Origin of the sequence: uncultured Tenacibaculum sp. (assembly GCF_947495995.1) — a bacterium.
Classification (GTDB): Bacteria; Bacteroidota; Bacteroidia; order Flavobacteriales; family Flavobacteriaceae; genus Polaribacter.
The window spans coordinates 830,158-851,108 of record NZ_CANMAX010000001.1; the positions used below are offsets into that span (position 1 = coordinate 830,158).

General features: G+C 29.8%; 26 protein-coding genes. 11 read left to right on the plus strand and 15 right to left on the minus strand.

What is annotated here, in order from left to right; all coding sequences use genetic code 11:
* Positions 1-33 precede the first annotated feature (33 nt).
* Both folE and Q1A15_RS03775 read right to left on the minus strand, forming a co-directional pair.
* Positions 34-693 carry a GTP cyclohydrolase I FolE gene (gene folE, locus Q1A15_RS03770; RefSeq protein ID WP_299618991.1) on the minus strand — a complete coding sequence of 220 codons (660 nt, stop codon included), beginning with the start codon at positions 691-693 and terminating at the stop codon, positions 34-36.
* Positions 694-706: 13 nt separating this feature from the next.
* Positions 707-1,108: a MerC domain-containing protein gene (locus tag Q1A15_RS03775; RefSeq protein WP_299618993.1), complete on the minus strand. Its 402-nt coding sequence runs from the start codon at positions 1,106-1,108 to the stop codon at positions 707-709.
* Between the two features lie 81 nt (positions 1,109-1,189).
* Between Q1A15_RS03775 and Q1A15_RS03780 the strand changes: the two genes are divergently transcribed.
* Positions 1,190-1,573 carry a transcriptional repressor gene (locus Q1A15_RS03780; protein ID WP_299618995.1) on the plus strand — a complete coding sequence of 128 codons (384 nt, stop codon included), beginning with the start codon at positions 1,190-1,192 and terminating at the stop codon, positions 1,571-1,573.
* Here Q1A15_RS03780 and Q1A15_RS03785 read toward each other — a convergent pair.
* Positions 1,570-2,037, minus strand: coding sequence for a hypothetical protein (locus Q1A15_RS03785; RefSeq protein ID WP_299618998.1), 468 nt, complete (start codon positions 2,035-2,037; stop codon positions 1,570-1,572). The two genes, Q1A15_RS03780 and Q1A15_RS03785, sit on opposite strands and share 4 nt — an antisense overlap.
* Positions 2,038-2,099: 62 nt before the next feature.
* Here Q1A15_RS03785 and Q1A15_RS03790 point away from each other — a divergent pair, with 62 nt between their 5' ends.
* Positions 2,100-3,437: an MATE family efflux transporter gene (locus tag Q1A15_RS03790; RefSeq protein WP_299619001.1), complete on the plus strand. Its 1,338-nt coding sequence runs from the start codon at positions 2,100-2,102 to the stop codon at positions 3,435-3,437.
* Here the strand turns inward: Q1A15_RS03790 and Q1A15_RS03795 are convergent.
* Complete coding sequence (locus tag Q1A15_RS03795) at positions 3,432-3,881, minus strand: GNAT family N-acetyltransferase (RefSeq protein WP_299619004.1); 450 nt, start codon at positions 3,879-3,881, stop codon at positions 3,432-3,434. The genes Q1A15_RS03790 and Q1A15_RS03795 overlap by 6 nt on opposite strands.
* Positions 3,882-3,939: 58 nt before the next feature.
* Between Q1A15_RS03795 and Q1A15_RS03800 the strand changes: the two genes are divergently transcribed.
* Genes Q1A15_RS03800 through Q1A15_RS03815 form a run of 4 tightly spaced genes read left to right on the plus strand, consistent with a single transcriptional unit; the run spans position 3,940 to position 6,619 of the window.
* Entirely contained in the window at positions 3,940-4,707 is a 768-nt protein-coding gene (locus Q1A15_RS03800; RefSeq protein ID WP_299619007.1) for an enoyl-CoA hydratase/isomerase family protein, read from the plus strand.
* 14 nt (positions 4,708-4,721) lie between these two features.
* Positions 4,722-5,441 carry a suppressor of fused domain protein gene (locus tag Q1A15_RS03805; RefSeq protein ID WP_299619010.1) on the plus strand — a complete coding sequence of 240 codons (720 nt, stop codon included), beginning with the start codon at positions 4,722-4,724 and terminating at the stop codon, positions 5,439-5,441.
* Between the two features lie 10 nt (positions 5,442-5,451).
* Entirely contained in the window at positions 5,452-6,153 is a 702-nt protein-coding gene (locus Q1A15_RS03810) for a hypothetical protein (RefSeq protein ID WP_299619012.1), read from the plus strand.
* Positions 6,154-6,166: 13 nt separating this feature from the next.
* On the plus strand, positions 6,167-6,619 hold the full coding sequence (locus tag Q1A15_RS03815) for a GNAT family N-acetyltransferase (RefSeq protein WP_299619014.1): 453 nt from the start codon (positions 6,167-6,169) through the stop codon (positions 6,617-6,619).
* On the opposite strand, the gene Q1A15_RS03820 is transcribed toward Q1A15_RS03815, so the two are convergent.
* Both Q1A15_RS03820 and Q1A15_RS03825 read right to left on the minus strand, forming a co-directional pair.
* The gene (locus tag Q1A15_RS03820) at positions 6,616-7,491 is read right to left on the minus strand and encodes a sterol desaturase family protein (protein WP_299619017.1); all 876 of its coding nucleotides are present in this window, start codon (positions 7,489-7,491) and stop codon (positions 6,616-6,618) included. The genes Q1A15_RS03815 and Q1A15_RS03820 overlap by 4 nt on opposite strands.
* 66 nt (positions 7,492-7,557) lie before the next feature.
* Positions 7,558-8,439 (minus strand): AraC family transcriptional regulator, encoded by an 882-nt coding sequence (locus Q1A15_RS03825; RefSeq protein ID WP_299619020.1) that lies wholly within the window; start codon positions 8,437-8,439, stop codon positions 7,558-7,560.
* A 296-nt stretch (positions 8,440-8,735) separates the two neighbouring features.
* Between Q1A15_RS03825 and Q1A15_RS03830 the strand changes: the two genes are divergently transcribed.
* Complete coding sequence (locus tag Q1A15_RS03830) at positions 8,736-9,188, plus strand: 6-carboxytetrahydropterin synthase (RefSeq protein WP_299619023.1); 453 nt, start codon at positions 8,736-8,738, stop codon at positions 9,186-9,188.
* A gap of 95 nt (positions 9,189-9,283) precedes the next feature.
* Here Q1A15_RS03830 and pth read toward each other — a convergent pair whose 3' ends face one another.
* The gene (gene pth / locus Q1A15_RS03835; protein WP_299619025.1) at positions 9,284-9,913 is read right to left on the minus strand and encodes an aminoacyl-tRNA hydrolase; all 630 of its coding nucleotides are present in this window, start codon (positions 9,911-9,913) and stop codon (positions 9,284-9,286) included.
* Between the two features lie 732 nt (positions 9,914-10,645).
* Positions 10,646-12,187 carry an aldehyde dehydrogenase family protein gene (locus tag Q1A15_RS03840; protein ID WP_299619028.1) on the minus strand — a complete coding sequence of 514 codons (1,542 nt, stop codon included), beginning with the start codon at positions 12,185-12,187 and terminating at the stop codon, positions 10,646-10,648.
* A 106-nt stretch (positions 12,188-12,293) separates the two neighbouring features.
* Between Q1A15_RS03840 and Q1A15_RS03845 the strand changes: the two genes are divergently transcribed.
* Positions 12,294-13,340, plus strand: a complete 1,047-nt coding sequence (locus tag Q1A15_RS03845; protein WP_299619031.1) for an isoaspartyl peptidase/L-asparaginase — start codon at positions 12,294-12,296, stop codon at positions 13,338-13,340.
* 137 nt (positions 13,341-13,477) lie between these two features.
* Here the strand turns inward: Q1A15_RS03845 and Q1A15_RS03850 are convergent, their stop codons facing one another.
* Genes Q1A15_RS03850 through Q1A15_RS03870 form a run of 5 tightly spaced genes read right to left on the minus strand, consistent with a single transcriptional unit; the run spans position 13,478 to position 16,960 of the window.
* The gene (locus Q1A15_RS03850) at positions 13,478-14,866 is read right to left on the minus strand and encodes an outer membrane beta-barrel protein (protein ID WP_299619034.1); all 1,389 of its coding nucleotides are present in this window, start codon (positions 14,864-14,866) and stop codon (positions 13,478-13,480) included.
* Positions 14,866-15,423, minus strand: coding sequence for an RNA polymerase sigma factor (locus tag Q1A15_RS03855; RefSeq protein ID WP_363322666.1), 558 nt, complete (start codon positions 15,421-15,423; stop codon positions 14,866-14,868). The genes Q1A15_RS03850 and Q1A15_RS03855 overlap by 1 nt, the downstream gene beginning before the upstream one ends.
* A 24-nt stretch (positions 15,424-15,447) precedes the next feature.
* Positions 15,448-15,837 carry a hypothetical protein gene (locus Q1A15_RS03860; RefSeq protein ID WP_299619037.1) on the minus strand — a complete coding sequence of 130 codons (390 nt, stop codon included), beginning with the start codon at positions 15,835-15,837 and terminating at the stop codon, positions 15,448-15,450.
* Between the two features lie 12 nt (positions 15,838-15,849).
* On the minus strand, positions 15,850-16,257 hold the full coding sequence (locus Q1A15_RS03865; protein WP_299619039.1) for a hypothetical protein: 408 nt from the start codon (positions 16,255-16,257) through the stop codon (positions 15,850-15,852).
* A 7-nt stretch (positions 16,258-16,264) separates the two neighbouring features.
* Positions 16,265-16,960: a hypothetical protein gene (locus Q1A15_RS03870; RefSeq protein WP_299619042.1), complete on the minus strand. Its 696-nt coding sequence runs from the start codon at positions 16,958-16,960 to the stop codon at positions 16,265-16,267.
* Between the two features lie 103 nt (positions 16,961-17,063).
* On the opposite strand from Q1A15_RS03870, the gene Q1A15_RS03875 reads away from it, so the two are divergent.
* The 3 genes from Q1A15_RS03875 to Q1A15_RS03885 are packed head-to-tail and all read left to right on the plus strand — an operon-like array spanning position 17,064 to position 18,972.
* Positions 17,064-18,038, plus strand: a complete 975-nt coding sequence (locus Q1A15_RS03875; protein WP_299619045.1) for an acyl transferase — start codon at positions 17,064-17,066, stop codon at positions 18,036-18,038.
* A 44-nt stretch (positions 18,039-18,082) separates the two neighbouring features.
* On the plus strand, positions 18,083-18,532 hold the full coding sequence (locus Q1A15_RS03880; RefSeq protein ID WP_299619049.1) for a YHS domain-containing (seleno)protein: 450 nt from the start codon (positions 18,083-18,085) through the stop codon (positions 18,530-18,532).
* Positions 18,532-18,972 (plus strand): YHS domain-containing (seleno)protein, encoded by a 441-nt coding sequence (locus Q1A15_RS03885; RefSeq protein WP_299619051.1) that lies wholly within the window; start codon positions 18,532-18,534, stop codon positions 18,970-18,972. The genes Q1A15_RS03880 and Q1A15_RS03885 overlap by 1 nt, the downstream gene beginning before the upstream one ends.
* Here the strand turns inward: Q1A15_RS03885 and Q1A15_RS03890 are convergent.
* Both Q1A15_RS03890 and Q1A15_RS03895 read right to left on the minus strand, forming a co-directional pair.
* The gene (locus tag Q1A15_RS03890) at positions 18,969-20,237 is read right to left on the minus strand and encodes an MFS transporter (RefSeq protein ID WP_299619053.1); all 1,269 of its coding nucleotides are present in this window, start codon (positions 20,235-20,237) and stop codon (positions 18,969-18,971) included. The genes Q1A15_RS03885 and Q1A15_RS03890 overlap by 4 nt on opposite strands.
* 6 nt (positions 20,238-20,243) lie before the next feature.
* On the minus strand, positions 20,244-20,903 hold the full coding sequence (locus Q1A15_RS03895; protein WP_299619055.1) for a hypothetical protein: 660 nt from the start codon (positions 20,901-20,903) through the stop codon (positions 20,244-20,246).
* Between the last annotated feature and the right edge of the window lie 48 nt (positions 20,904-20,951).

The window sequence follows — 20,951 nt, forward strand, 5'->3', positions numbered from 1 at the left end:
TGAGAACCTGAAATAAATTCAGGTTGACGTTATTTACTCTGCATTCTTAAAATCACAAATCTTAAAAAATTCATTTCGAATACTTGCTTCGTTATAACGACCTCCGTATTCTACAGTAGTAGTAAAGCTTTCTTTATCTTTAATTCCTCTTGATGAAACACATAAATGTTTAGCATTAACCACCACAATTACGTCTTCTGTTCCTAAAGTTTCTTGAAGATCTTTTAAAATTTGAATACATAATCGCTCTTGTACTTGAGGACGGTGCGAATAATAATCTACCAAACGATTTATTTTAGATAAGCCCACAACTTTATCCTTTGGAATATAACCTACATGTGCGTATCCTGTAATTGGTAAAAAATGATGTTCGCAAGAAGAATCTATTGTAATATTTTGCTCAACTAACATCTTTTGATATCCGTACTTATTCTCAAAAGTAGAAATCTTTGGTTTGTTCGCTGGATTTAATCCGTAGAATAACTCTTTCACATACATTTTTGCAAAACGATATGGAGTACCAGATAAACTATCATCTGTTAAATCTAAACCTAACTCTTCCATGATTTTTTTAAAATGAACCTGAATGTTAGCTATTTTTTCATCATCAGACTTATCAAAAGCATTAGGAACCATTGGGGTTTTAATGTTTGTAAGTATATGATTGTCTCCTATGTGATCGTGTTTTTCCATAAATATTAGATTTTTAGCTTACTGTACAACATGTTTCATTTGAGCACTGGCAATATTTACTATTATATAAATGTAATCCTACTAAGCTTAAAGAAACAACATACATAGCTGCTTCTGGAATAGCGAATAATGCAATTTTTTCATTTATAATAATGAATGCTAATAATACCCAACTCGAAAATAAAGCATATTTCATCCATTCTTTTGATGTTTGGCTTGCTGACTTAAAAATAGCAAAAAAAGAAATCACTAAAAAAATATAATCAATACTCTTCCACCAAAATGGTGCAGTTGTTCCTTCACAACATACTCCATGAGCTTGAATTACAAATAAAAATGGCGTAAAAACACAGTGAATTAAACATAAACCACTTGATAATGCACCTAATGCATCAGATTTTTGACTCAATAACATCAATTTTTTTAATTTTGCAACTAGTTTGCAAAAATACATCAATTTGTATTAACGCAACTAAAATGCATTAAATTTGTTTTTATGGGAATCGTTAGAAAAACTAAAGCTGTTAAAATATTATTAGATTTATTTGATAATGGATTTTCTGCTATCTCTGCTGTTGATTTAGTTGAAAGACTAAAAGATGAAATGAATAAAACTACTGTTTACAGAGCCTTAGATCGTTTAGAGGATGATGGTATTGTGCACTCTTTTGTGGGGAAGAGTGGATTGAAATGGTATGCGAAATGTAAAAGTAGTTGTACTGCAGATCATCATAATGATGTTCATCCTCATTTTGAATGTAAAAAATGTAAGAAAGTAATGTGTTTACCTGTAGAAGTTACGATTCCTAATATTCCTAATCATACAATCGATAACACAGCGGTTTTTATAACAGGGATTTGTGATAATTGTAACGATTAATTATAAATTAAGTCGTCTTCAGTATTTATCTTTTTATCACTTCCTGCAGATGCTAAAATGTATGAATTTTCAACAACTTTATAAGAAAAAGTAGTTCCCCAACCATCGACTAGTAAATCGTTACGAAGCGGATTGTTTCTTTTAATTGTTTTTAAAGCTTCAGGGTATTTACCAAAAACTTCTCTTTCTTTTTCTAATAGTGCTTTAATTTCAACAGCTTTATCTTCTGTTTTACTTTTATCAGCTTTGCTTGTATTTACTATGTAAAATACAGTAGCTATCAATGATAACACCACTACTAAAATAGTAACTCTTCCGTTAGGTGATATCATTCTCTTAGGTGGTAAGTTATTGGCTTTTTCGTATGCTCTTCTTTTCTTTAGTTTTTTCTTGAAAAACAATTGCTGGAATCCTAAAGCTATTTCAGCAAAGAACTCTATTAAACTAGCTACTAATTCTCCCATAATAATTATTTAATTTAAACTATGTTTTTCCTTGTTCAATATACTTATTTTTGTTGACTATTATGCAACACGATATTAGTTTCAAATATATTAATAAATTAGCTATTCCTGCTCTAATTACCGGTGTTGCAGAACCTTTACTGTCTACAACAGATTTAGCTATTGTTGGAAACATTAAAGAAAATGCTACCGAAAGTATTGCTGCCATTGGAATTGTTGGTGCTTTTTTATCTATGTTAATTTGGGTATTCGGACAAACTCGTAGCGGAATTTCGTCTATTGTTTCTCAATATGTTGGTGCACAGCGTATCGATGAAATTAAAAACTTACCTGCACAAGCCACAGTAATAATTGTTGGTGTTAGTTTACTAATTTTAGGATTGAGTTACCCATTTGCTAAAGAAATTTTTCAGTTTTATAATGCATCCGGACAAGTTTTAGAGTATTCTGTTGATTATTATAAAATCAGAGCTTTTGGTTTTCCTTTTACATTATTTACAATAGCTGTATACGGAACTTTTAGAGGTTTACAAAACACGTTTTATCCTATGGTTATTGCAATTATAGGAACTGTAGTAAATATTGTTTTAGATTTAGCTTTTGTTTACGGAATTGAAGGATATATTCCTGCAATGCATATCGAAGGAGCTGCTTATGCAAGTGTTATTGCACAAATTGTAATGGCTATAATTGCGTTGGTTTTACTGTATAAAAAGACTACTATTTCTTTACGTTTTAAACTACCTTTTAATCAAGAAATTCCGAGATTTATTTCTATGGTACTTAATCTATTTGTTAGAACTATAGCTTTAAATTTAGCGTTGTACTTCGGAACTTCTTATGCAACGGCTTACGGAAACGAATATATCGCTGCCTATACAATTGGATTGAATTTATGGTTAATGGGCGCATTTATAATGGACGGATATTCTTCTGCTGGAAATATTTTATCAGGAAAATTATTAGGTGCAAAAGCTTATAAAACTTTAGTAAAATTAGGAAATCGATTAATTCTATATGGGTTTTTACTGGGAATAGCTTTAGCAATTATTGGTTTTGTTTTATATCAACCTATTGGAAGGTTATTTACGCAAGAAACTGAAGTTTTATCGAGTTTCTATGAAGTGTTCTGGGTTATTTTACTAATGCAACCTTTCTGTTCTTTGGCGTTTATTTATGACGGAATGTTTAAAGGTATGGGAGAAATGAAATATCTACGAAATTTATTGCTTTCTTCAACCTCAATGGTATTTATACCAACATTGCTTTTTTTCGATTATTTAGATTATAAATTATACGCTATTTGGATCGCTTTCTTCGCCTGGATTATTGCTCGTGGATTACCACTAATTCTTAAGTTTAGAAGTAAGTTTTTAAGATTAGCTAACGACGAATTATAAATCTTTCTCAAAAACAATCTTTTGTTGTCCGCTGGTATTGGTGTACACTTGAACAATATCAAATCCGTTTTTAATATTTAAAATCAGCATCGGTTTAAAACGATTCATCGATTTTGTTCGAAGTTTTTTATATCCTTTCCCTTTTATTAATTCTTCTTGTTTCTTAGCTAACTTTTGAGCAATTCCTTTTCTTCTGAAATCAGGTAATACTCCACCAACCCAACTGTAAAAAGTAGTTTCATTATATCGATATCCTATTTTAAATCCGACAGGTGAATTTTCAAAATAAGTCAACACAATTATTACATCGGTTTTACTTGTAATCCTATCAATGAAAAAATCAAGTTTTGCATCATCAAAAATCGTTTCATATAAATGTAAAAGTTCCTTTAAAATAGTATCTTTAGGAATACCTTCAACAATTACCATTTTTATGTTTTTCATGGTTCTTTTTTTCAGAAAAAATAAAATTAAGACTATTTTTGAACAAACAACTAAATAAATGACAACAACAAGACCTAACGGAAGTTTATATACACATATAGAGAATAAAATAGCAACTATAGAATTTGGGCATCCTGCCAGTAATTCTTTTCCTAGTGAATTATTAGATCGTTTAACAAAAGAATTAAATTCATTATCTGATAATGATGAGGTAAATATTATCGTTTTAAAGTCTGAAGGAGAACGTGCTTTTTGTGCTGGTGCTTCTTTCGATGAATTAGTAGCTATTGATAATTTAGAAGACGGAAAAAAGTTCTTTTCTGGATTTGCCAATGTAATTAATGCAATTCGTACTTGTTCAAAATTAGTTATCGGTAGAGTTCAAGGAAAAGTTGTTGGTGGAGGTGTTGGTTTAGCTGCAGCCTGTGATTATGTATTAGCTACTGAAGCTGCAAGCATAAAACTTTCTGAATTTACTATTGGTATTGGACCATTTGTTATTGCTCCTGCTGTAGAACGTAAAGTTGGTGTTAGCGGATTAGCAGAACTAACATTAGATGCTACAAGTTGGAAAAATGCGTACTGGGCAAAAGACAAAGGATTATATGCTAAAGTTTTTGATTCTCTTTCTGAATTAGATAAAGAGGTAGAATTATTAGCTGAAAAACTGGCTTCTTACAATCCTGATGCTTTATTTGAAATGAAAAAAATACTTTGGGAAGGAACTGAAAACTGGGGTGAATTATTAATAGAAAGAGCAAAAATTACTGGTAGATTAGTACTTTCTGAGTTTACTAAAAATGCTCTAGCAAAATTCAAAAAATAATTCGAAGTACAACTATGGAAAAGTCAAAATCAGGATCGCCAATTTACAGATACGACGAAACAGATAAAAATAAATTTGAAGTAGCTTCTGGAGAATCTTCTCTAGAATCTATTTCTAATCATATTGAAAATCATGTTGGAAAAATCGATATGGTTTTTCATGAAATTGTTTCCGATCAAGTACATATCGACATACATTGGGTGAAACCAACAAAAGAAAAACCTTATCATACTTTAATTACTTCTGGAATGAGTGATAAACCAATGAATACTCCAGAAGGTATTGAAAATTATGAGTATGCAGAATTAAGTATTTGTTTGCCTGAAGACTGGAAAATTTCTGAAGAAGATTTTAAAGATGAAAGTAATTATTGGCCAGTTCGATGGTTAAAATTCTTAGCACGTTTTCCTCACGAATATAATACTTGGTTAGGTTACGGACATACATTGCCTAACGGTGATCCAGCTAAACCTTTTGATGCTAAAACAAAATTAAGTTCTGTTGTTTTATTACCGTCTATTGTTTTTGGTGAACAATTTAATACACTACAACTAGAGCAAAAATCGATACACTTTTACACACTTATTCCTTTATATCAAGAAGAATTAGATCTTAAAATGACTAAAGGTGTTGAGTCTCTTTTTGATGGTTTTGGTAAGCATAATGTTTCCGATATTTTAGATATTAATAGACCTAATGTTGCTAAACGCAAAAAATTGTTTGGGTTATTTTAAGTAAAAAATAATGATGAATAATAAAGCTGTTATAATCTTAATTACATTCTTATACTTTATTTTAGGTTGTAATGAAATAAAGAAAAATAAAATTATTGGGACTCCTATTGAAAATTGCAATAACCCTTCAGATGCAATAGTTAAGTTCGAAAAAGTAGGTGAAGATGATCTTATAAACTCTTTTTTTAGCTATACTGATACTCAAAAAATTAAAATCAATACACCTGAGAAACTAAAGATTGAAAATTGGATTAAGGATGCTGTTTTCAGTAATAATAGAAATTTACCACTTGTAAGAGAATGGAATATTAATGATGAAGATATTTGTTTTATTCAAACCTCTACTGTTGAACAATCAAAAGATTCATCTGATGTAGGAAAATCTGTAGATATTAAAATTTGTAATTCTATTTTAAATAAAAATATTTCTGCTGGTAATTATTGGAGTTTTGAAACAGATGATCTTTATGTTTTTATTCAGTATTGTTTTAATAATGAAAATTATATCAAAAGAGTTGGATATTATGCAGTTGAAGAGAAAAGCTATGATAAAACTAAATTAGAACGTTCTTTAATAACTCATTTAAATAAATATAAAGCGAAAGTTAATATAGAAATCACGATAAAAGATAGGAAAAACAATATAACCTATTATGATAATATATTATCAGACAACTGTATTTTATATACTGGTTTCAGAGAATTTAATTGATAATTTTTAAGTTATGATATCTCTAGTTAGAACCGATTCAGAAAACAAAGATTTTAAAGCTTTAGTAAAACAATTGGATGCTTTTTTAGCTGTTACAGATGGTGACGATCATGATTTTTACAATCAGTACAACAAACTCGATCTTATTAAACATGTTGTTCTTATTTATGTTGATAACGAACCTTTAGCTTGTGGAGCCATTAAACAGTATGATATAACTACAATGGAAATTAAAAGAATGTTTACTTCTGAAAAAGCAAGAGGTAAAGGTTTCGCTTCACAAATACTAAAAGCATTAGAAATTTGGGCAAAAGAACTTTCTTTTAATCGCTGTATTTTAGAAACTGGAATTAGACAAGTTGAAGCGGTTCATCTTTACAAAAAAAACAATTACAAGATCATAGAAAATTACGGACAGTATTCTGGTTTAGAAGAAAGTATTTGCTTCGAAAAATATTTGGATTAACGCTTGTTTTTATCAAAATATTCTGGCTTCCAAATAAGGTTTCCAAAAACTATTCTCAATTTATCTTTTAACGTTTTGCATTGCTTTACTTCTTTCCAAATATGAACATATTCAATAAAATTAATAATAATTGGATTATTCGTTTTTATGTTCTTCGTTAATCCATAAACCACTTTTTCCTCTTCCCTTTTAAAGGTTCCAAATAACTTATCCCAAACAATTAAAATTCCTCCATAGTTTTTATCCAAATACTTTTGATTCGATCCATGATGAACTCTATGTGTCGATGGAGTATTAAAAACTTCATCTAACCAACCTAACTTTTTAATATGCTCTGTATGTATCCAGGTTTGATATTGTGCTACTAAAACTAAAGCTACAATAGTTTGAAAAGGACTAAAACCGATTAACACCATTGGAATTAAGAAAATCCACTCAAATAATCCTTCTACAAAGCTTAAACGCATCGATACTGTTAAATTATAATCTTCTGAAGAATGATGTACACTGTGATGTGCCCATAAAATTCGATGTTCGTGTTCTAAACGATGCATCCAGTAATATGTAAAATCTGCTGCTAGAATGGCAAAAAACCAAGATCTTAAATCCATTTGGATTTCAAAAAAAGCAATCCATTGAAAAAGAATTAGAAACAGAATTCCAATACTGCCTAATATTGTTTTTTCTAATAATTGGTTGATTATAAAGATGAGTAAATTCGCTCCAGTATCTTTCCATCTTCGTTGTTTAGAAACGAAAAAATCAACAACAATCTCAAATAAAATCAAAGAAAGATTGAACACAAAAAAGATAGCCACATAATTTATAATAGGTGCTTTTTCAAATAACAGCGTAATTGTTTTTAAATCCATGTTCGATAATTTTTCTAGTTCAAAATTATCTCAGGAATTCAAAAACTGTTTGTCCATTTAAGACAATTACACAATTGGAATGTAAATTTCTGTAATTAGTTCTTCTTTTGGTGTTGTACTTTCATCATTTACATAAAACTCCAATATAGGTTGGTCTGCAAATTCTAATTGTACATCTTGCATCCATCTAGCATAAATGTTATTGTAGGTTTCGTAACAAGATTCATGACTTCCTTTGTGTATAAATTTTGCATATTTCTGAGCTGGAATTTCCTTTATTCCAAAGAAACCCTTAGTGTCAAAATCTTGATGATCTTCTAAAATAATTCCTGCATTATATCTGCATTGTAAAGTATCTGTTATGTCATCATCATCTAAAATTTCACCTAAAAGTATGGTCTCATCACACAATAACTTCTTTTTAAAAGCATATTTTATCAAACTATTCCATGTAGTTTCTATTCCATGAATATCTTCATAAGAACTTTTGTATTGTAGATATAGAATTTTTAAACTTGGTAAATGTTCAATAGCAAATGATAGCGTTTTAGTAGTTTTCTCTTTTTTCTCTTTTTTCTCTTGCAAAATTCTGGTCGTAATCTCTTGCTGAATATGTTGCGAATTTCTGTACTTAGAAGGTGAACAATTAAAGTGCTTTTTAAATGCTTTACTAAAAGCAGCTAAATCTTTATAACCAATATCTAAAGCAATATCAGAGATTTCTTCTTCTGAATATTTTAAAAACTCAGCGGCTTTTTCTAATCTTTTTCTTTTGATGAATTGACCAATAGTTTCGTGTTGTAATGCTGCAAATATTCTATTGATATTTCGATACGAATAAAAAGAAACATCTTCTATATCTTCTGAAGTAATATCGGTTTTAAACTTACTTTCTAGATATTCGATGAGTTTCTGATATCTTTCTATTTGTGTGTTATTCTTATTCATCTTTTCTATTCATAAAATTATATAATTTTAATCGTAACCTGTTTGTTCTTTTCAGACATTATATGGTTACGATTCCTGTTTTCTGAAAAAATAGAACGTTAAAATCTACCTAAAGCTAGTTATAGCTACAAACTTTTAAATTAACGTATGCAACGCGAGTGAATTAAAATTGTATTTTTGCAAAATATTTTAACTGAAATTATGGGAGATAATATTATATTTCTTGGATTAGCATTAGCTGTAGGTATCGTTTATTTTGTTAATAAGTACAGAAATAACAAAAAATTTAGAAGGTAGTGAGTAGTATTAGAGTAACAAAGAAATTCACTTTTGAAACTGCTCATGCATTGTATGGATATGATGGAAAGTGTAAAAATATACATGGGCACAGCTACAAGTTATTTGTAACAGTAATTGGTGAGCCAATATCAGATACTAATAATCCTAAATATGGAATGGTGATTGATTTTGGTGATTTAAAAAAGATTGTAAATAAAGAGATCGTTGATGAGTTTGATCATGCAACATTATTTAACAAGAATACACCACATTTAGAGTTAGCTGAACATTTAAAAGAAAACGGACATCATATTATTTTGGTTGATTATCAACCATCTAGTGAAATGATGGTGATTGATTTTGCTAAAAAAATAGAAACGAGTTTACCTGAAGGTGTTCGTTTACATTCTTTAAAATTACAAGAGACTGAAAGTTGTTATGCTGAATGGTTTGCATCAGATAACAAATAGATTAAGTTTTAAAAAGCTTAGCATTAAATACACTAAATAAAAAAGAGATTGTTTTAAAAAGCAATCTCTTTTTGTTTTATATGAAACGTTAGTTATTATTTTCCGTTAAACTCATTCATAGTATTTGAAATTCCAGCATTTATAAACGAAATAATAGCATTTATACTTGTTGGTACTCTTTCTATAAGTTCACTTTCTTCTTCATTACTCCATGTTCCTAAAACAAAGTCTACTTGTCTACCTTTTTTATATTCTGAACCTACACCAAAACGAAATCTTGGATAAGAACCTGTATTCAACTTATCCTGAATATCTTTTAATCCATTATGACCGCCTGCACTTCCTCTTCCTTTAATTCTTATTTTTCCGAAATCGATATTTAAATCATCAGTAATAATTAAAACGTTCTCTATTTGAATGTTTTCTTTCTTCATCCAATACAAAACAGCCTTACCACTTAAGTTCATATATGTATTTGGTTTTAAAACAAATACTGTTTTTCCTTTGATTTTAAGTTTAGCTAAATCTCCTAATTTTTCAGTAGAAAATTGTTCTTCATGCTCTTTAACAAACGCGTCTACAATTTTAAAACCAATATTGTGTCTGGTATTATCATACTTTTCACCAATATTCCCAAGTCCTACTATCAAAAATTTTTTCATAATATCTTCTTCAGATTCTTGTTTTTGCCCAAAAATTCTACCTATCAAGGAAAGAAAATTCATAATGAGTATTAATTTACAATTTGCAAATCTAAAAAACCCTCGTCGTTTTTAATTCATTTTTAGCATTTATCTATAGGCAAATTGGTATCTAGCTTTATTAAACCTCCACTCATCGATAAAAAAAAATTGGAGCTTAGATATACGCTATCTTTGAAGTGTTAGTTCGTATTACAATTGATAATATATAGATACTATGGCTCGGGGGGCTATACATTTATAAGCAAAAAAGTCGTCTTGGTAGAGGCGACTTTTTTGTTTCTTATACTTTCAAAATTTGCATTTTTATCGTCAATATTTTACTATTCATCTAAATAAAAAAGCATCTTAAACCTTATCTAATATCGATCATCGATTTTATAGGTTTCCTCAATAATCTTACTTCTATTTTTGCCCCGCTTAATAATAATTTGGCTTGAAGGGGGCCGATTTTTTATTGCTTACAACTACTAGCCACCAATAACTAGGTGGCTAGATTTTTTTGTTAAAAAAATGTTAATTAAACCTCTGTTAATCTACATTGAAACCTTTGTTAACTCTACAAACCCTCCATTCATCGATAGTTCCCAGAAAAATAAAAGCATTCGTAATATCTTTACAGTGGAAAGAAAGTAGTATATGAGTTTCTGAATAACATAATACAAGGTTTATAGTTCGGGGGGACTATAGTTATTTAGACACAAAAAAAGCCATCTTCTAGAGATGGCTTTTTAATTTATATAATATTCTAATTTCTTATAAATCGAATTTTATACCTTGAGCTAAAGGTAACTCAGTTGTATAATTGATCGTATTTGTTTGACGACGCATATAAACTTTCCAAGCATCTGAACCAGATTCTCTACCTCCACCTGTTTCTTTTTCACCACCAAAAGCTCCACCAATTTCAGCTCCAGAAGTTCCAATATTTACATTTGCAATTCCACAATCTGAACCTGCATGAGATAAGAAACGCTCAGCTTCACGAAGATTATTTGTCATAATCGCAGAAGATAAACCTTGAGCAACACCATTTTGTAATGCTATAGCATTTTCAACATCTCCTGAATATTTTAATAAGTATAATACCGGAGCAAATGTTTCGTGTTGAACAATTTCAAAAGTATTTTTAGCTTCAGCAATTGCTGGCTTAACATAACAACCACTTTCGTAACCTTCTCCTTCTAACACTCCACCTTCTACAATAATGTTTCCACCTTCAGCAACAACCTTCTCTAAAGCTTTGTTATACATTGCTACAGCATCTGTATCGATTAACGGACCAACATGGTTATTTTCATCTAATGGATTTCCAATTCTTAATTGTTTGTATGCATCAACTAAAGCATTTTTAACTTTATCGTACATATCTTCGTGAACAATTAATCTACGAGTTGAAGTACAACGTTGTCCTGCAGTTCCTACAGCTCCGAAAACAGCTCCAATAACTGTCATTTTAATATCTGCATCTGGAGTAACAATAATTGCATTATTTCCTCCTAATTCTAATAAACTCTTACCTAAACGTCCTGCTACTTCTTTAGCAACAATTTTACCCATTCTAGTAGATCCTGTTGCAGAAACTAAAGGTATTCTTGTGTCTTTAGAAATAAATTCTCCAACTGCATAATCTCCGTTTACTAAGCCAGAAATTCCTTCAGGTAAATTATTTTCTTTTAAAACTTCAGCAATAATATTCTGACAAGCAACTCCACATAATGGTGCCTTTTCAGACGGTTTCCAAACACAAACGTCACCACAAATCCAAGCTAAAGCAGTGTTCCAAGACCAAACTGCTACAGGAAAATTAAAAGCAGAAATAATACCAACTACACCTAATGGATGATATTGCTCGTACATTCTATGTCCTGGTCTTTCAGAATGCATTGTTAAACCGTGTAACTGACGAGATAAACCAACTGCGAAATCACAGATATCAATCATTTCTTGAACTTCACCTAAACCTTCTTGATAGCTTTTTCCCATCTCGTAAGAAACTAATTTTCCTAAAGCTTCTTTCTTTTCTCTTAGCTTTTCTCCAAACTGACGAACGATTTCTCCTCGTTGAGGTGCTGGCATCACTCTCCAAGTCTTAAATGCCTCAGTAGCAGAAGTCATTACTTTTTCATAATCTTCTTTTGTAGAAGCTTTCACTTTACCTATTAATTTCCCATCTACAGGAGAATAACTTTCAATAAGCTCTCCGTTAGAAAACCACTGAGATCCTGTTGATGTTCCTTCATTTATTTCATTTAACCCAAGGGTTGTTAATGCTTCTTTAATACCAAAATCTGTCATTTTGTAGTTACGTTTTAGTTGTTTAAATTGATGTCAAATTTACAAATAAATCACCATTTTAAAAATTAAACAAAAATCTTGTTTTTTGTTTAAAATCAAACTTATCATGAAAACCTTTTTAACTAGCTTATCCTTAGCATTTCTAATGGTAAGCTGTAATACCACAACCGAAAAACCAAAAGAAGCTCCAAAAAAAATTAATGAATTTGCTATTGTAATTCATGGTGGAGCTGGAACTATTTTGAAGAAAAACATGACTCCTGAAAAAGAAGAAGCCTACAAACAAAAGCTAGAAGAAGCTATTAAAGTAGGTTATAACATTTTAAAAGAAGGAGGTAAAAGTATTGATGCTGTTGAACAAACAATTCATGTTTTAGAAAATTCTCCGCTTTTTAACGCAGGAAAAGGAGCTGTTTTTACACATGAAGAAACTAATGAACTTGATGCTTCAATAATGACTGGAAACGACTTAAATGCTGGTGCAATTGCTGGTGTTACAGATATTAAAAATCCGATTTCTTTGGCTAGAAAAGTAATGGAAAACTCTGAACATGTAATGCTTTCTGGTAAAGGAGCTTCTGTTTTTGCTAAAGAACAAGGTATTGAAATTGTAGACTCAAGTTATTTTTACACAGAAAGTAGATTTAAGTCTTTACAACGTGTAAAAGAGAAAATGAAAGCAGAACTTGATCATGATGGTAAAACAGCTTTTTACGATCCTATAATTAAAGATTCTAAATTCGGAACTGTTGGTTGTGTAGCTTTAGATAAGTCTGGAAATATCACTGCTGGAACTTCTACCGGAGGAATGACAAACAAACGCTGGAATAGAATTGGTGATGCTCCAATTATTGGATCTGGAACTTATGCTAATAATGAAAGTTGTGGTGTATCTTCTACAGGTTGGGGAGAATATTTTATTAGAGCTCAAGTTGCTCACGATATTTCTGCTTTAATGCAGTATAAAGACCTTACTTTAAAAGAAGCTGCTAGAGAAGTAATTCAGAATAAACTTACTAAACTTGGTGGTACAGGTGGTATTATTGCGGTTGATAAAAACGGAAATATGGTTTTTGAATTTAATACCGCTGGAATGTACAGAGCTTCTATGAATGCTAAAGGAGAAACTGAAGTTAAGATTTACAAAGAATAGAAAGTTTCAAATAGTAATTTCATTTGTTACTTTATAAAAAGAGCAATTATTAAAACTAATTAATAATTGCTCTTTTATTTTGCGCTAACTATACTTCTATATTACATGTTCCACATGAAACGGATATTTATATTCTTTTAAAAATCAAAGGTTACACCAGAATAGATTCCGAAAATGAAAGGAGTAAATCCGTTTGAGTTTCCTGAAAAAGTGTTCAGCTGAGCCTTTAACATCGGATTTAAATTTAAGTTCAAATGTTTTGACAATTGAACATCAATATTAATTCCTAAGTTTCCGCTAAAGTTTAAAGAATTTAAGTTATTAGCCTCTCCTATATCTTGATTAAAAACACTAGAATTTAAGGCTATCGAATTTTCATTTAAAAACAAAGTACTGAATCCTGTTACTAACTGTGTTTTTACACTTTTTGATTCGTAAAAAAGATATTGTACCTCAACAGGAACTTCAAAATAACTGTAAGTCTGTGCTAAACTCCCCTCTTCTACTCGTATTCCTGGACTTAAAGATGTTGGTGAATTTACTGAATTTGCATCTCCTGGTTCTAAACTTAAAAACGTAAATCTGTCGTTAATACTAAAATTAACAGCTGACAAATTGTTACTTGATGCAATTGTAGAAACTAAACCTACATTTTCGGTATTAATTACATTCTTTTGAAACTGAACTCCTGTTCGTAATGACCATTTATCGTTTAATTGATACGATACTTTCATTCCGTAAGCTAATGTTCCATCCGTAGAAATTGAATTTTGATTTAATCTTTCGTCAATCGGAGAACCTCCAGAAAAAGCACTTGAAGCTAGTAAACCTACAACAGGGGTAACACTCCATTTTTTCTTTGCTTTTTCTGCATTGTTCTCCTTTTCTTTATCCTCTTCTACTAATGCAGCAATTGCATTGATATCTTCTTTTTTCTTTTTATTTATCTTTTTGTTTTTTGATTCTGGTATATTATTCTTTGCTATTAAAGTCTTATCATTTTCTTTAATTATACCTTTTTTAAGCTCTTTTTTATCGTTTTTAGAGTTCTTATTAGTATTTACAATTTTACTATTTATAATGCTCTTATTTCGTTTTTTTACTGCTTTAGCTATAGTAATTCTTTCTTCTTGTATTACTGATTTGTTCTTTATGGGCTCTTTCTTTACGAACTCAGAAGCTACAGCTTCCTCTACTTTATTAGTATTAGTTTTTAGATTCGTGTTTGTAGTATCTATATCTATTTGAATTGTTTTAGTTTCAACTGTATTTCTATTAGAATTTTCTTCTGTAATAGGAATTATAAGATTTGGATCTGTACTTTCTTTAAAAGGATTTGTAATTAGTAATGTTATTAATAAAATTGCAGCAACACCAGAAGATAACCACCAAAATGGTAGTACTCTTTTCTTTTTTTTCTTAGAAAGTTTATCTTCGATATTCTGCCATATTTTAGGATCTGGAATAACTTCAAAATCCTTTAGGTTTTCTTGAAACAGTCTATCTATATTTTTATCTTCCATCATTATGCCTTTTCTAGTTTTAACTGATACGCTTCTATTTTACTTTTCAGAATTTTCTTTGCTCTAGATAAATTAGATTTCGATGTTCCTTCAGAAATATTTAGCAAATCTGCAATTTCTTTATGTGAAAAATTATCTAACACATATAAGTTGAACACTAAACGATATCTGTCGGGTAATTCTTGTATTAAACTTAATAATACATCTAAATTGATATTGCTATCATCTAAGCTTACCTCTTCTTCATCCTTTATTTCTATTTCTTCTTTAACAATATATAGCTGTGTTTTGTCTTTATATTTTTGAAGTGCAGTAGTAATCACAACTCTTCGTAACCAACCTTCGAAAGAACCTTTATTTTTATACTGATGTATTTTATCAAACGCTTTTAGAAAACTATCTTGAAGCACATCTTCTGCATCTTGATAGTTTCTACAGTACTTTAAGCTTAGGGCAAAAAGTTTCCCTGCAAAGATTTGATAAACCTGAGACTGAGCTTGTAAGTTCTGCTGCTTACATTGTTCTATGAGTTCGTTTATTTTGATAGTACAACCAGTAATTTTATTCGACTATTGTTGTTCTCTTTATTTAATTGTATTGTAAATTAAAACAGGTGATCCGTTTTCACAAGCAACATCTACCGGTTGTGCAATTAGACTACAATCTGAAATTGCTCCGCTCTTCTTATTAATCTCTTTATTAAGTTCGTTGTAAGCTGCTACTTTTTCTAAAAAATCACTAACATCAATTGTAGTAGGATATGCAATATATCCCCAAGGACCTCCACAAGGTTTTGCTCCGTATGCAGTAAAAGCCCAATCGTTTGCATTTTCACAAGATTTACTTTTTGCTAATGCTTCAATTTCTTCAAATTTTTGCTTTAATAATTCTTGATCTTCTTCTAAATCTGAAGTATTATCTGAACAAGACATAAAGGCTAACAATGCGATTGTAATAATTTTTAAATTTTTCATATTTCTCTTTTTTTATCTTACTAATGTATAGGCTATATCATCGAAAGCAATTCCATAATCTATTAATAATGCTTCTTCTTCAAATTTAATATATCCTCTTCGTTCTCCTACAACTAAAACTTCATATCCGTTAGTATCAGTTTCTATAGTAAAACTATAAACTCCTGAATGATTATGACTAAAGTTTTGTGTTGTTGGCGTTTCTATACTGTTAACAATTGTAATGGTATTGGTTTTAAAACTAATATTCCAAATTATATCTCCTTTATCATAAGTTATACCTTGAGCTAAACCTCCTTGTAAACCTACTACATTCCATGTTCCTTCTAATGAATTTTCAAATTCATCTTCACTACAACCAACAGTTGTTAGTATTAATGTTAAGACTAACATTAAGTTTAAGTACATTCTTTTTTTCATTTCTTCTTTAGTAATTATAGTTTATTTCTTGATCCCAATTTTCTAATTGAAGTAAAATCTGATTTGCATCTGTAACTCTTAATTCAGTAAGATTAAATTGAATTTCTCTACTAAAAACAGCCAAACAAGCTTCGTTATTAATAAGTTCTAATCTTAAATTTCGTTTTGGAGGAAACGATTCTGAAACTTCACCAGAATCTATCAGATTGATAATCCAAAGATCTCCACTACAACCCGATGAACTAATATTAATTGTTAGTATGTTATTTTCTATAGATACATCTGTAATTGTATAATTATCTGAACTTGTGTTTTCGTATCTTGTATTATCAATTAAAAGCTGATTATAATTTCGCCATAATACACCTAAAAATTGTGCATTATCTTGAAAATCTGGACAAGTATTTACTCCTGCTATTCCACCAAATTCGCATATTACTTCTCCTCTTTCATTGTACACTTTTGTTAACGCATCAGTACAATTCACACAATCATTAATTACATAAACTCTCTCTTCAAGATACTTAAATAGTAGTATCTCTACTTTTACAGAATTCATTAGTCTTTCAAAATTTTCCTTTTTCTGTTTTAACCATTCCAAATTCTCCAATGGATTAATCGCGTATTTATCCGTATGATATTCTTGTTTTGAACAAGCGAATAAAGAAAGACTAATGATTAGACTGTAAAATACCCTTTTCATAATTTAACTATTAACAAATTTGTGATTTAACTCACATGATTCACTTAAAAGATGTCACTTTTCTAAAATGGTTGCGTTAGTATCTTGTATTTTTGTTTTAATTATGAAAAATTGTTTCACACATATTAGTTCAGATAGCGAATTTGAAGAAAAAGCTTTTCAAACTTTTTCACATCAATTTGAAAATAATCCCGTGTATCGGTCATTTTGTGATTTGTTATACATACATCCTAGCGATGTAAAAGAAATACAACAAATTCCGTTTTTACCTATTCAATTTTTTAAATCACATCAAATTTTAAGTACTACTAATGCAGTACAAGAAGTTTTTAGTAGTTCTGGAACTACCGGTAGCATTACTAGTAAGCATTATGTTACCGATCTTTCTTTGTATGAAAAAAGTTATTTAGCTGGTTTCAAACATTTTTATGGAAACATCGAAGATTATGTTGTTTTAGCTTTATTACCAAATTATTTAGAGCGAAAAGGATCTTCGTTAATTTATATGGTTAACGATCTTATTCAAAAATCTAAGAATTCTGATAGTGGTTTTTATTTACATAATTTAGATGAACTTGCTACAAAATTGAAAACCCTCGATAATCAAGGAAAAAAAGTACTCTTAATAGGTGTTTCTTTTGCTTTATTAGATCTTGTTGAAGCCTATTCATTCAATCTAAAAAATACGATTGTTATGGAAACTGGTGGAATGAAAGGAAGAAGAAAAGAACTAATTAGAAAAGAGCTTCATAGTATTTTAAAACAAGGATTTGGTACGAGAGAAATTCATTCTGAATATGGAATGACAGAATTATTAAGTCAAGGATATTCAACAGGAAACGGAATATTTAATTGTCCGCCTTGGATGAAAGTATTAACTCGAGATACCGAAGATCCTTTAACTATAGAAAATAACAACAAAACAGGAGGAATTAATGTTATTGACTTAGCAAATTATAACTCTTGTTCTTTTATTGCCACGCAAGATTTAGGAAAAATATACGACGACAATTCTTTCGAAATCATTGGTCGTTTTGATAATTCTGATATTCGTGGTTGTAATTTAATGGTTTTTTAGAGACTAATAAATATATTTATATACTGATTTAAAATCATATACCGATGAAAAAAACAATCTTCTATCTAGTTGCAATTTTTGCATCTACCCTTTTTTATCAATGTTCAAAAACAGATGATAAAGTAGCTGTTGGGGGTTACGATGTAGTTTCTTATTTTAAAAGTGAAACTCCTGTAAAAGGAAGTGAAACATTCACTACAGATCTTAATGGAAAAACATATTATTTTTCTAATGAAGAAAGTTTAAAAGAATTTACAAGTGATCCTGATAAGTATGTTCCTCAATATGGCGGATACTGTGCTTATGCAGTTGCTGAAAAGAAAATAAAAATGGGTGTAGATCCTGAAGTATATGAAATAAGAGATGGAAAATTATATCTTTTTTACAATTCTTTTTTCGCTAATAAACTGAAAGATTGGCAAGAAGGAGATACCAAAGCACTTCAAGTTAAAGGAGATAAAAACTGGGAAGAAATTAAAAATTTAGATAAATAATGGGTCGTTTTTTACTTGCTTTACTTTTTGTTGCGACTACAGCTTTTAGTCAAACTTCACATTTGAATACTAAAAAAGGAGTTGTTGCAAAAGGTTACGATGTTGTGGCTTATTTTGGTAATGAAGCCATTAAAGGAAAAAAGAAATTTAGCACAGCATATGAAAATGCAACATATAGATTTTCTTCTGAAGAAAATTTAAATATTTTCAAAAGTAATCCTGCTAAATATATGCCTCAATACGGAGGTTACTGTGCTTATGCAGTTGGAGTAAATGGCGAAAAAGTAGATATTAATCCTAAGACTTTTGAAATTAGAGATGGAAAATTATATCTATTCTATAATTCTTGGAGAACCAACACTTTAAAAGCTTGGTTAAAAGAAGATCCAAACAAATTAAGAAAAAAAGCAGATGAGAACTGGTCGAAAATAGTGAACTAACTTTTTTCTTCTTGTTCTTGCATATCTTTAGTTAAATCCAGCCTTCTTAAGGTTGGATTTTTTATTGCTGTAGTTATTACTGTTAATAACGTCATAGTTCCTCCAAAAACAACTGCAGTAACAGTTCCCATTAATTTAGCTGTTAATCCACTTTCAAAAGCTCCTAATTCGTTTGAAGAACCTACAAATATTGAATTTACAGATGCTACTCTACCTCGCATATGATCTGGTGTTTTTAATTGTAAAATCGTTTGTCTGATTACCATAGATATTCCATCTGTAACTCCACTAAAAAATAGAGCTACAAGAGATAACCAAAAACTAGTTGATAAACCAAAAACTAGTATACAAATACCAAAACCAAAAATGGCTACTAAAAGCTTCTTTCCAGCATTTTTGCTAACTGGAATATAAGCTGTAATTAACATTGTTAAAAAAGCTCCCACAGCTGGTGCAGCGCTTAAAAAACCAAAACCTTCAGGTCCTACTTTTAAAATATCTTTAGCAAAAACAGGAAGTAAAGCCACTGCTCCACCGAAAAGAACAGAAATCATATCTAAAGTTAAAGCACCTAGAATTACTTTGGAATTTTTAACAAATTGAATTCCTTCTTTTAAACTTTCAAAAATAGGTTCTCCAATCTTTTTATTTAAAATAGGCTTTTTCTTTATAAACAATAATAAGACTAAAGATAGAGCTACAAGTGAAAATACGATTAATAGAGAAGAATCAACTCCAAATAAACTTATCGAAAAACCACCAAATGAAACACCTAAAATTTTAGCTAGTTGCCAAGTTGAACTATTCCAAGTAGCAGCATTCGTATATAGTTTCTTTGGAACAATTAATGCTACCAAAGAAAAAATAGTTGGTCCGAAGAAAGAACGCAATAAACCTCCAAAAAATACTAGTGCATAAATTGAATATAAAACTGCATTATAACTCCAGCCTTTTGTATAATAATCGGAAGTAAGAAAATATAACCCTAAACTTATTAGTGAAAAAAGTGCAATACATATTGCTAGTAAATTTCTTTTTTCTTTTTGATCTACTACATGTCCTGCAAATAAAGCCATTGAAACAGCTGGAATAACTTCCATTAAACCAATAATTCCTATAGCTAGTTTAGAATTAGTGATTTCATAAATCTCATATTCTAAAATAAGAAATTGCATTGACCATCCAAAAACTAATACAAACCTTACTAACAAAAAAATATTGAATTCTCTTATTCGTAAAGATGCAAACGGATCTTGTTTTTGCATAAAATTTTAGCTTAGTTTTAAATCCATCAGGATTGAAAATGTCTCATTAACATCTTGTTCTTTCACTACTATAGTCATTTCATGAGTAGTAGAAATAACTTCTTGAACAGCAATATTTGCCCAAGCAAACTGTTTTAAGATAAAGTAATAAATACCTGACTGTTCTAAGTTTTCTTTCGGAAGTTTAATCGTTATAGATGCTAAATCGTTTACATTGTTAATTAAAACTTCTTTTTCAAAAGTTTCTTTAATTAACGGTTGTAAAGTTTTACTTGCTACAATATTTGTTTCAAAAATACCTTGAGATATTGTTAAAAATAAATCGTTGTTTTCTGAGGCTTCGCCTAAGATAGTTGCTATTCTTTTAAATAATGTTGAAGTATTTTTAAAAGTAAAATCACATAAGTCTGAACGTACAATTACATCACCTAAATCTAGCGCTAACTTCTTTATATTCTTACGGATACGTAACTCATTTGCAGGTGACAATCTATTAATTGCCATCATAACTGCACCTACTTTCACTTCTTTCTTTAATTGTTGAGCTACTTCAGGTAATATTAACCTGGCGAGTGATGATACGTTGATTAGCTTTTCGTTAAGGGCTTCTTCTATAAAAGGAGTTTTTCTTATAGTAATTTCAACAGCTTCTTGAATTGTTTTCATCGATGTTTAAAATTATACTAGTTGTTGTAAAAATATTAAATTTTGTTA

Excerpts from the sequence above, each read along its gene's own strand:
- folE (WP_299618991.1), bottom strand. The coding sequence starts at position 693 with ATGGAAAAACACGATCACATAGGAGACAATCATATACTTACAAACATT.
- Q1A15_RS03775 (WP_299618993.1), bottom strand. The coding sequence starts at position 1,108 with ATGTTATTGAGTCAAAAATCTGATGCATTAGGTGCATTATCAAGTGGT.
- Q1A15_RS03780 (WP_299618995.1), top strand. The coding sequence starts at position 1,190 with ATGGGAATCGTTAGAAAAACTAAAGCTGTTAAAATATTATTAGATTTA.
- Q1A15_RS03785 (WP_299618998.1), bottom strand. The coding sequence starts at position 2,037 with ATGGGAGAATTAGTAGCTAGTTTAATAGAGTTCTTTGCTGAAATAGCT.
- Q1A15_RS03790 (WP_299619001.1), top strand. The coding sequence starts at position 2,100 with ATGCAACACGATATTAGTTTCAAATATATTAATAAATTAGCTATTCCT.
- Q1A15_RS03795 (WP_299619004.1), bottom strand. The coding sequence starts at position 3,881 with ATGAAAAACATAAAAATGGTAATTGTTGAAGGTATTCCTAAAGATACT.
- Q1A15_RS03800 (WP_299619007.1), top strand. The coding sequence starts at position 3,940 with ATGACAACAACAAGACCTAACGGAAGTTTATATACACATATAGAGAAT.
- Q1A15_RS03805 (WP_299619010.1), top strand. The coding sequence starts at position 4,722 with ATGGAAAAGTCAAAATCAGGATCGCCAATTTACAGATACGACGAAACA.
- Q1A15_RS03810 (WP_299619012.1), top strand. The coding sequence starts at position 5,452 with ATGATGAATAATAAAGCTGTTATAATCTTAATTACATTCTTATACTTT.
- Q1A15_RS03815 (WP_299619014.1), top strand. The coding sequence starts at position 6,167 with ATGATATCTCTAGTTAGAACCGATTCAGAAAACAAAGATTTTAAAGCT.
- Q1A15_RS03820 (WP_299619017.1), bottom strand. The coding sequence starts at position 7,491 with ATGGATTTAAAAACAATTACGCTGTTATTTGAAAAAGCACCTATTATA.
- Q1A15_RS03825 (WP_299619020.1), bottom strand. The coding sequence starts at position 8,439 with ATGAATAAGAATAACACACAAATAGAAAGATATCAGAAACTCATCGAA.
- pth (WP_299619025.1), bottom strand. The coding sequence starts at position 9,913 with ATGAATTTTCTTTCCTTGATAGGTAGAATTTTTGGGCAAAAACAAGAA.
- Q1A15_RS03840 (WP_299619028.1), bottom strand. The coding sequence starts at position 12,187 with ATGACAGATTTTGGTATTAAAGAAGCATTAACAACCCTTGGGTTAAAT.
- Q1A15_RS03845 (WP_299619031.1), top strand. The coding sequence starts at position 12,294 with ATGAAAACCTTTTTAACTAGCTTATCCTTAGCATTTCTAATGGTAAGC.
- Q1A15_RS03850 (WP_299619034.1), bottom strand. The coding sequence starts at position 14,866 with ATGATGGAAGATAAAAATATAGATAGACTGTTTCAAGAAAACCTAAAG.
- Q1A15_RS03860 (WP_299619037.1), bottom strand. The coding sequence starts at position 15,837 with ATGAAAAATTTAAAAATTATTACAATCGCATTGTTAGCCTTTATGTCT.
- Q1A15_RS03865 (WP_299619039.1), bottom strand. The coding sequence starts at position 16,257 with ATGAAAAAAAGAATGTACTTAAACTTAATGTTAGTCTTAACATTAATA.
- Q1A15_RS03870 (WP_299619042.1), bottom strand. The coding sequence starts at position 16,960 with ATGAAAAGGGTATTTTACAGTCTAATCATTAGTCTTTCTTTATTCGCT.
- Q1A15_RS03875 (WP_299619045.1), top strand. The coding sequence starts at position 17,064 with ATGAAAAATTGTTTCACACATATTAGTTCAGATAGCGAATTTGAAGAA.
- Q1A15_RS03880 (WP_299619049.1), top strand. The coding sequence starts at position 18,083 with ATGAAAAAAACAATCTTCTATCTAGTTGCAATTTTTGCATCTACCCTT.
- Q1A15_RS03885 (WP_299619051.1), top strand. The coding sequence starts at position 18,532 with ATGGGTCGTTTTTTACTTGCTTTACTTTTTGTTGCGACTACAGCTTTT.
- Q1A15_RS03890 (WP_299619053.1), bottom strand. The coding sequence starts at position 20,237 with ATGCAAAAACAAGATCCGTTTGCATCTTTACGAATAAGAGAATTCAAT.
- Q1A15_RS03895 (WP_299619055.1), bottom strand. The coding sequence starts at position 20,903 with ATGAAAACAATTCAAGAAGCTGTTGAAATTACTATAAGAAAAACTCCT.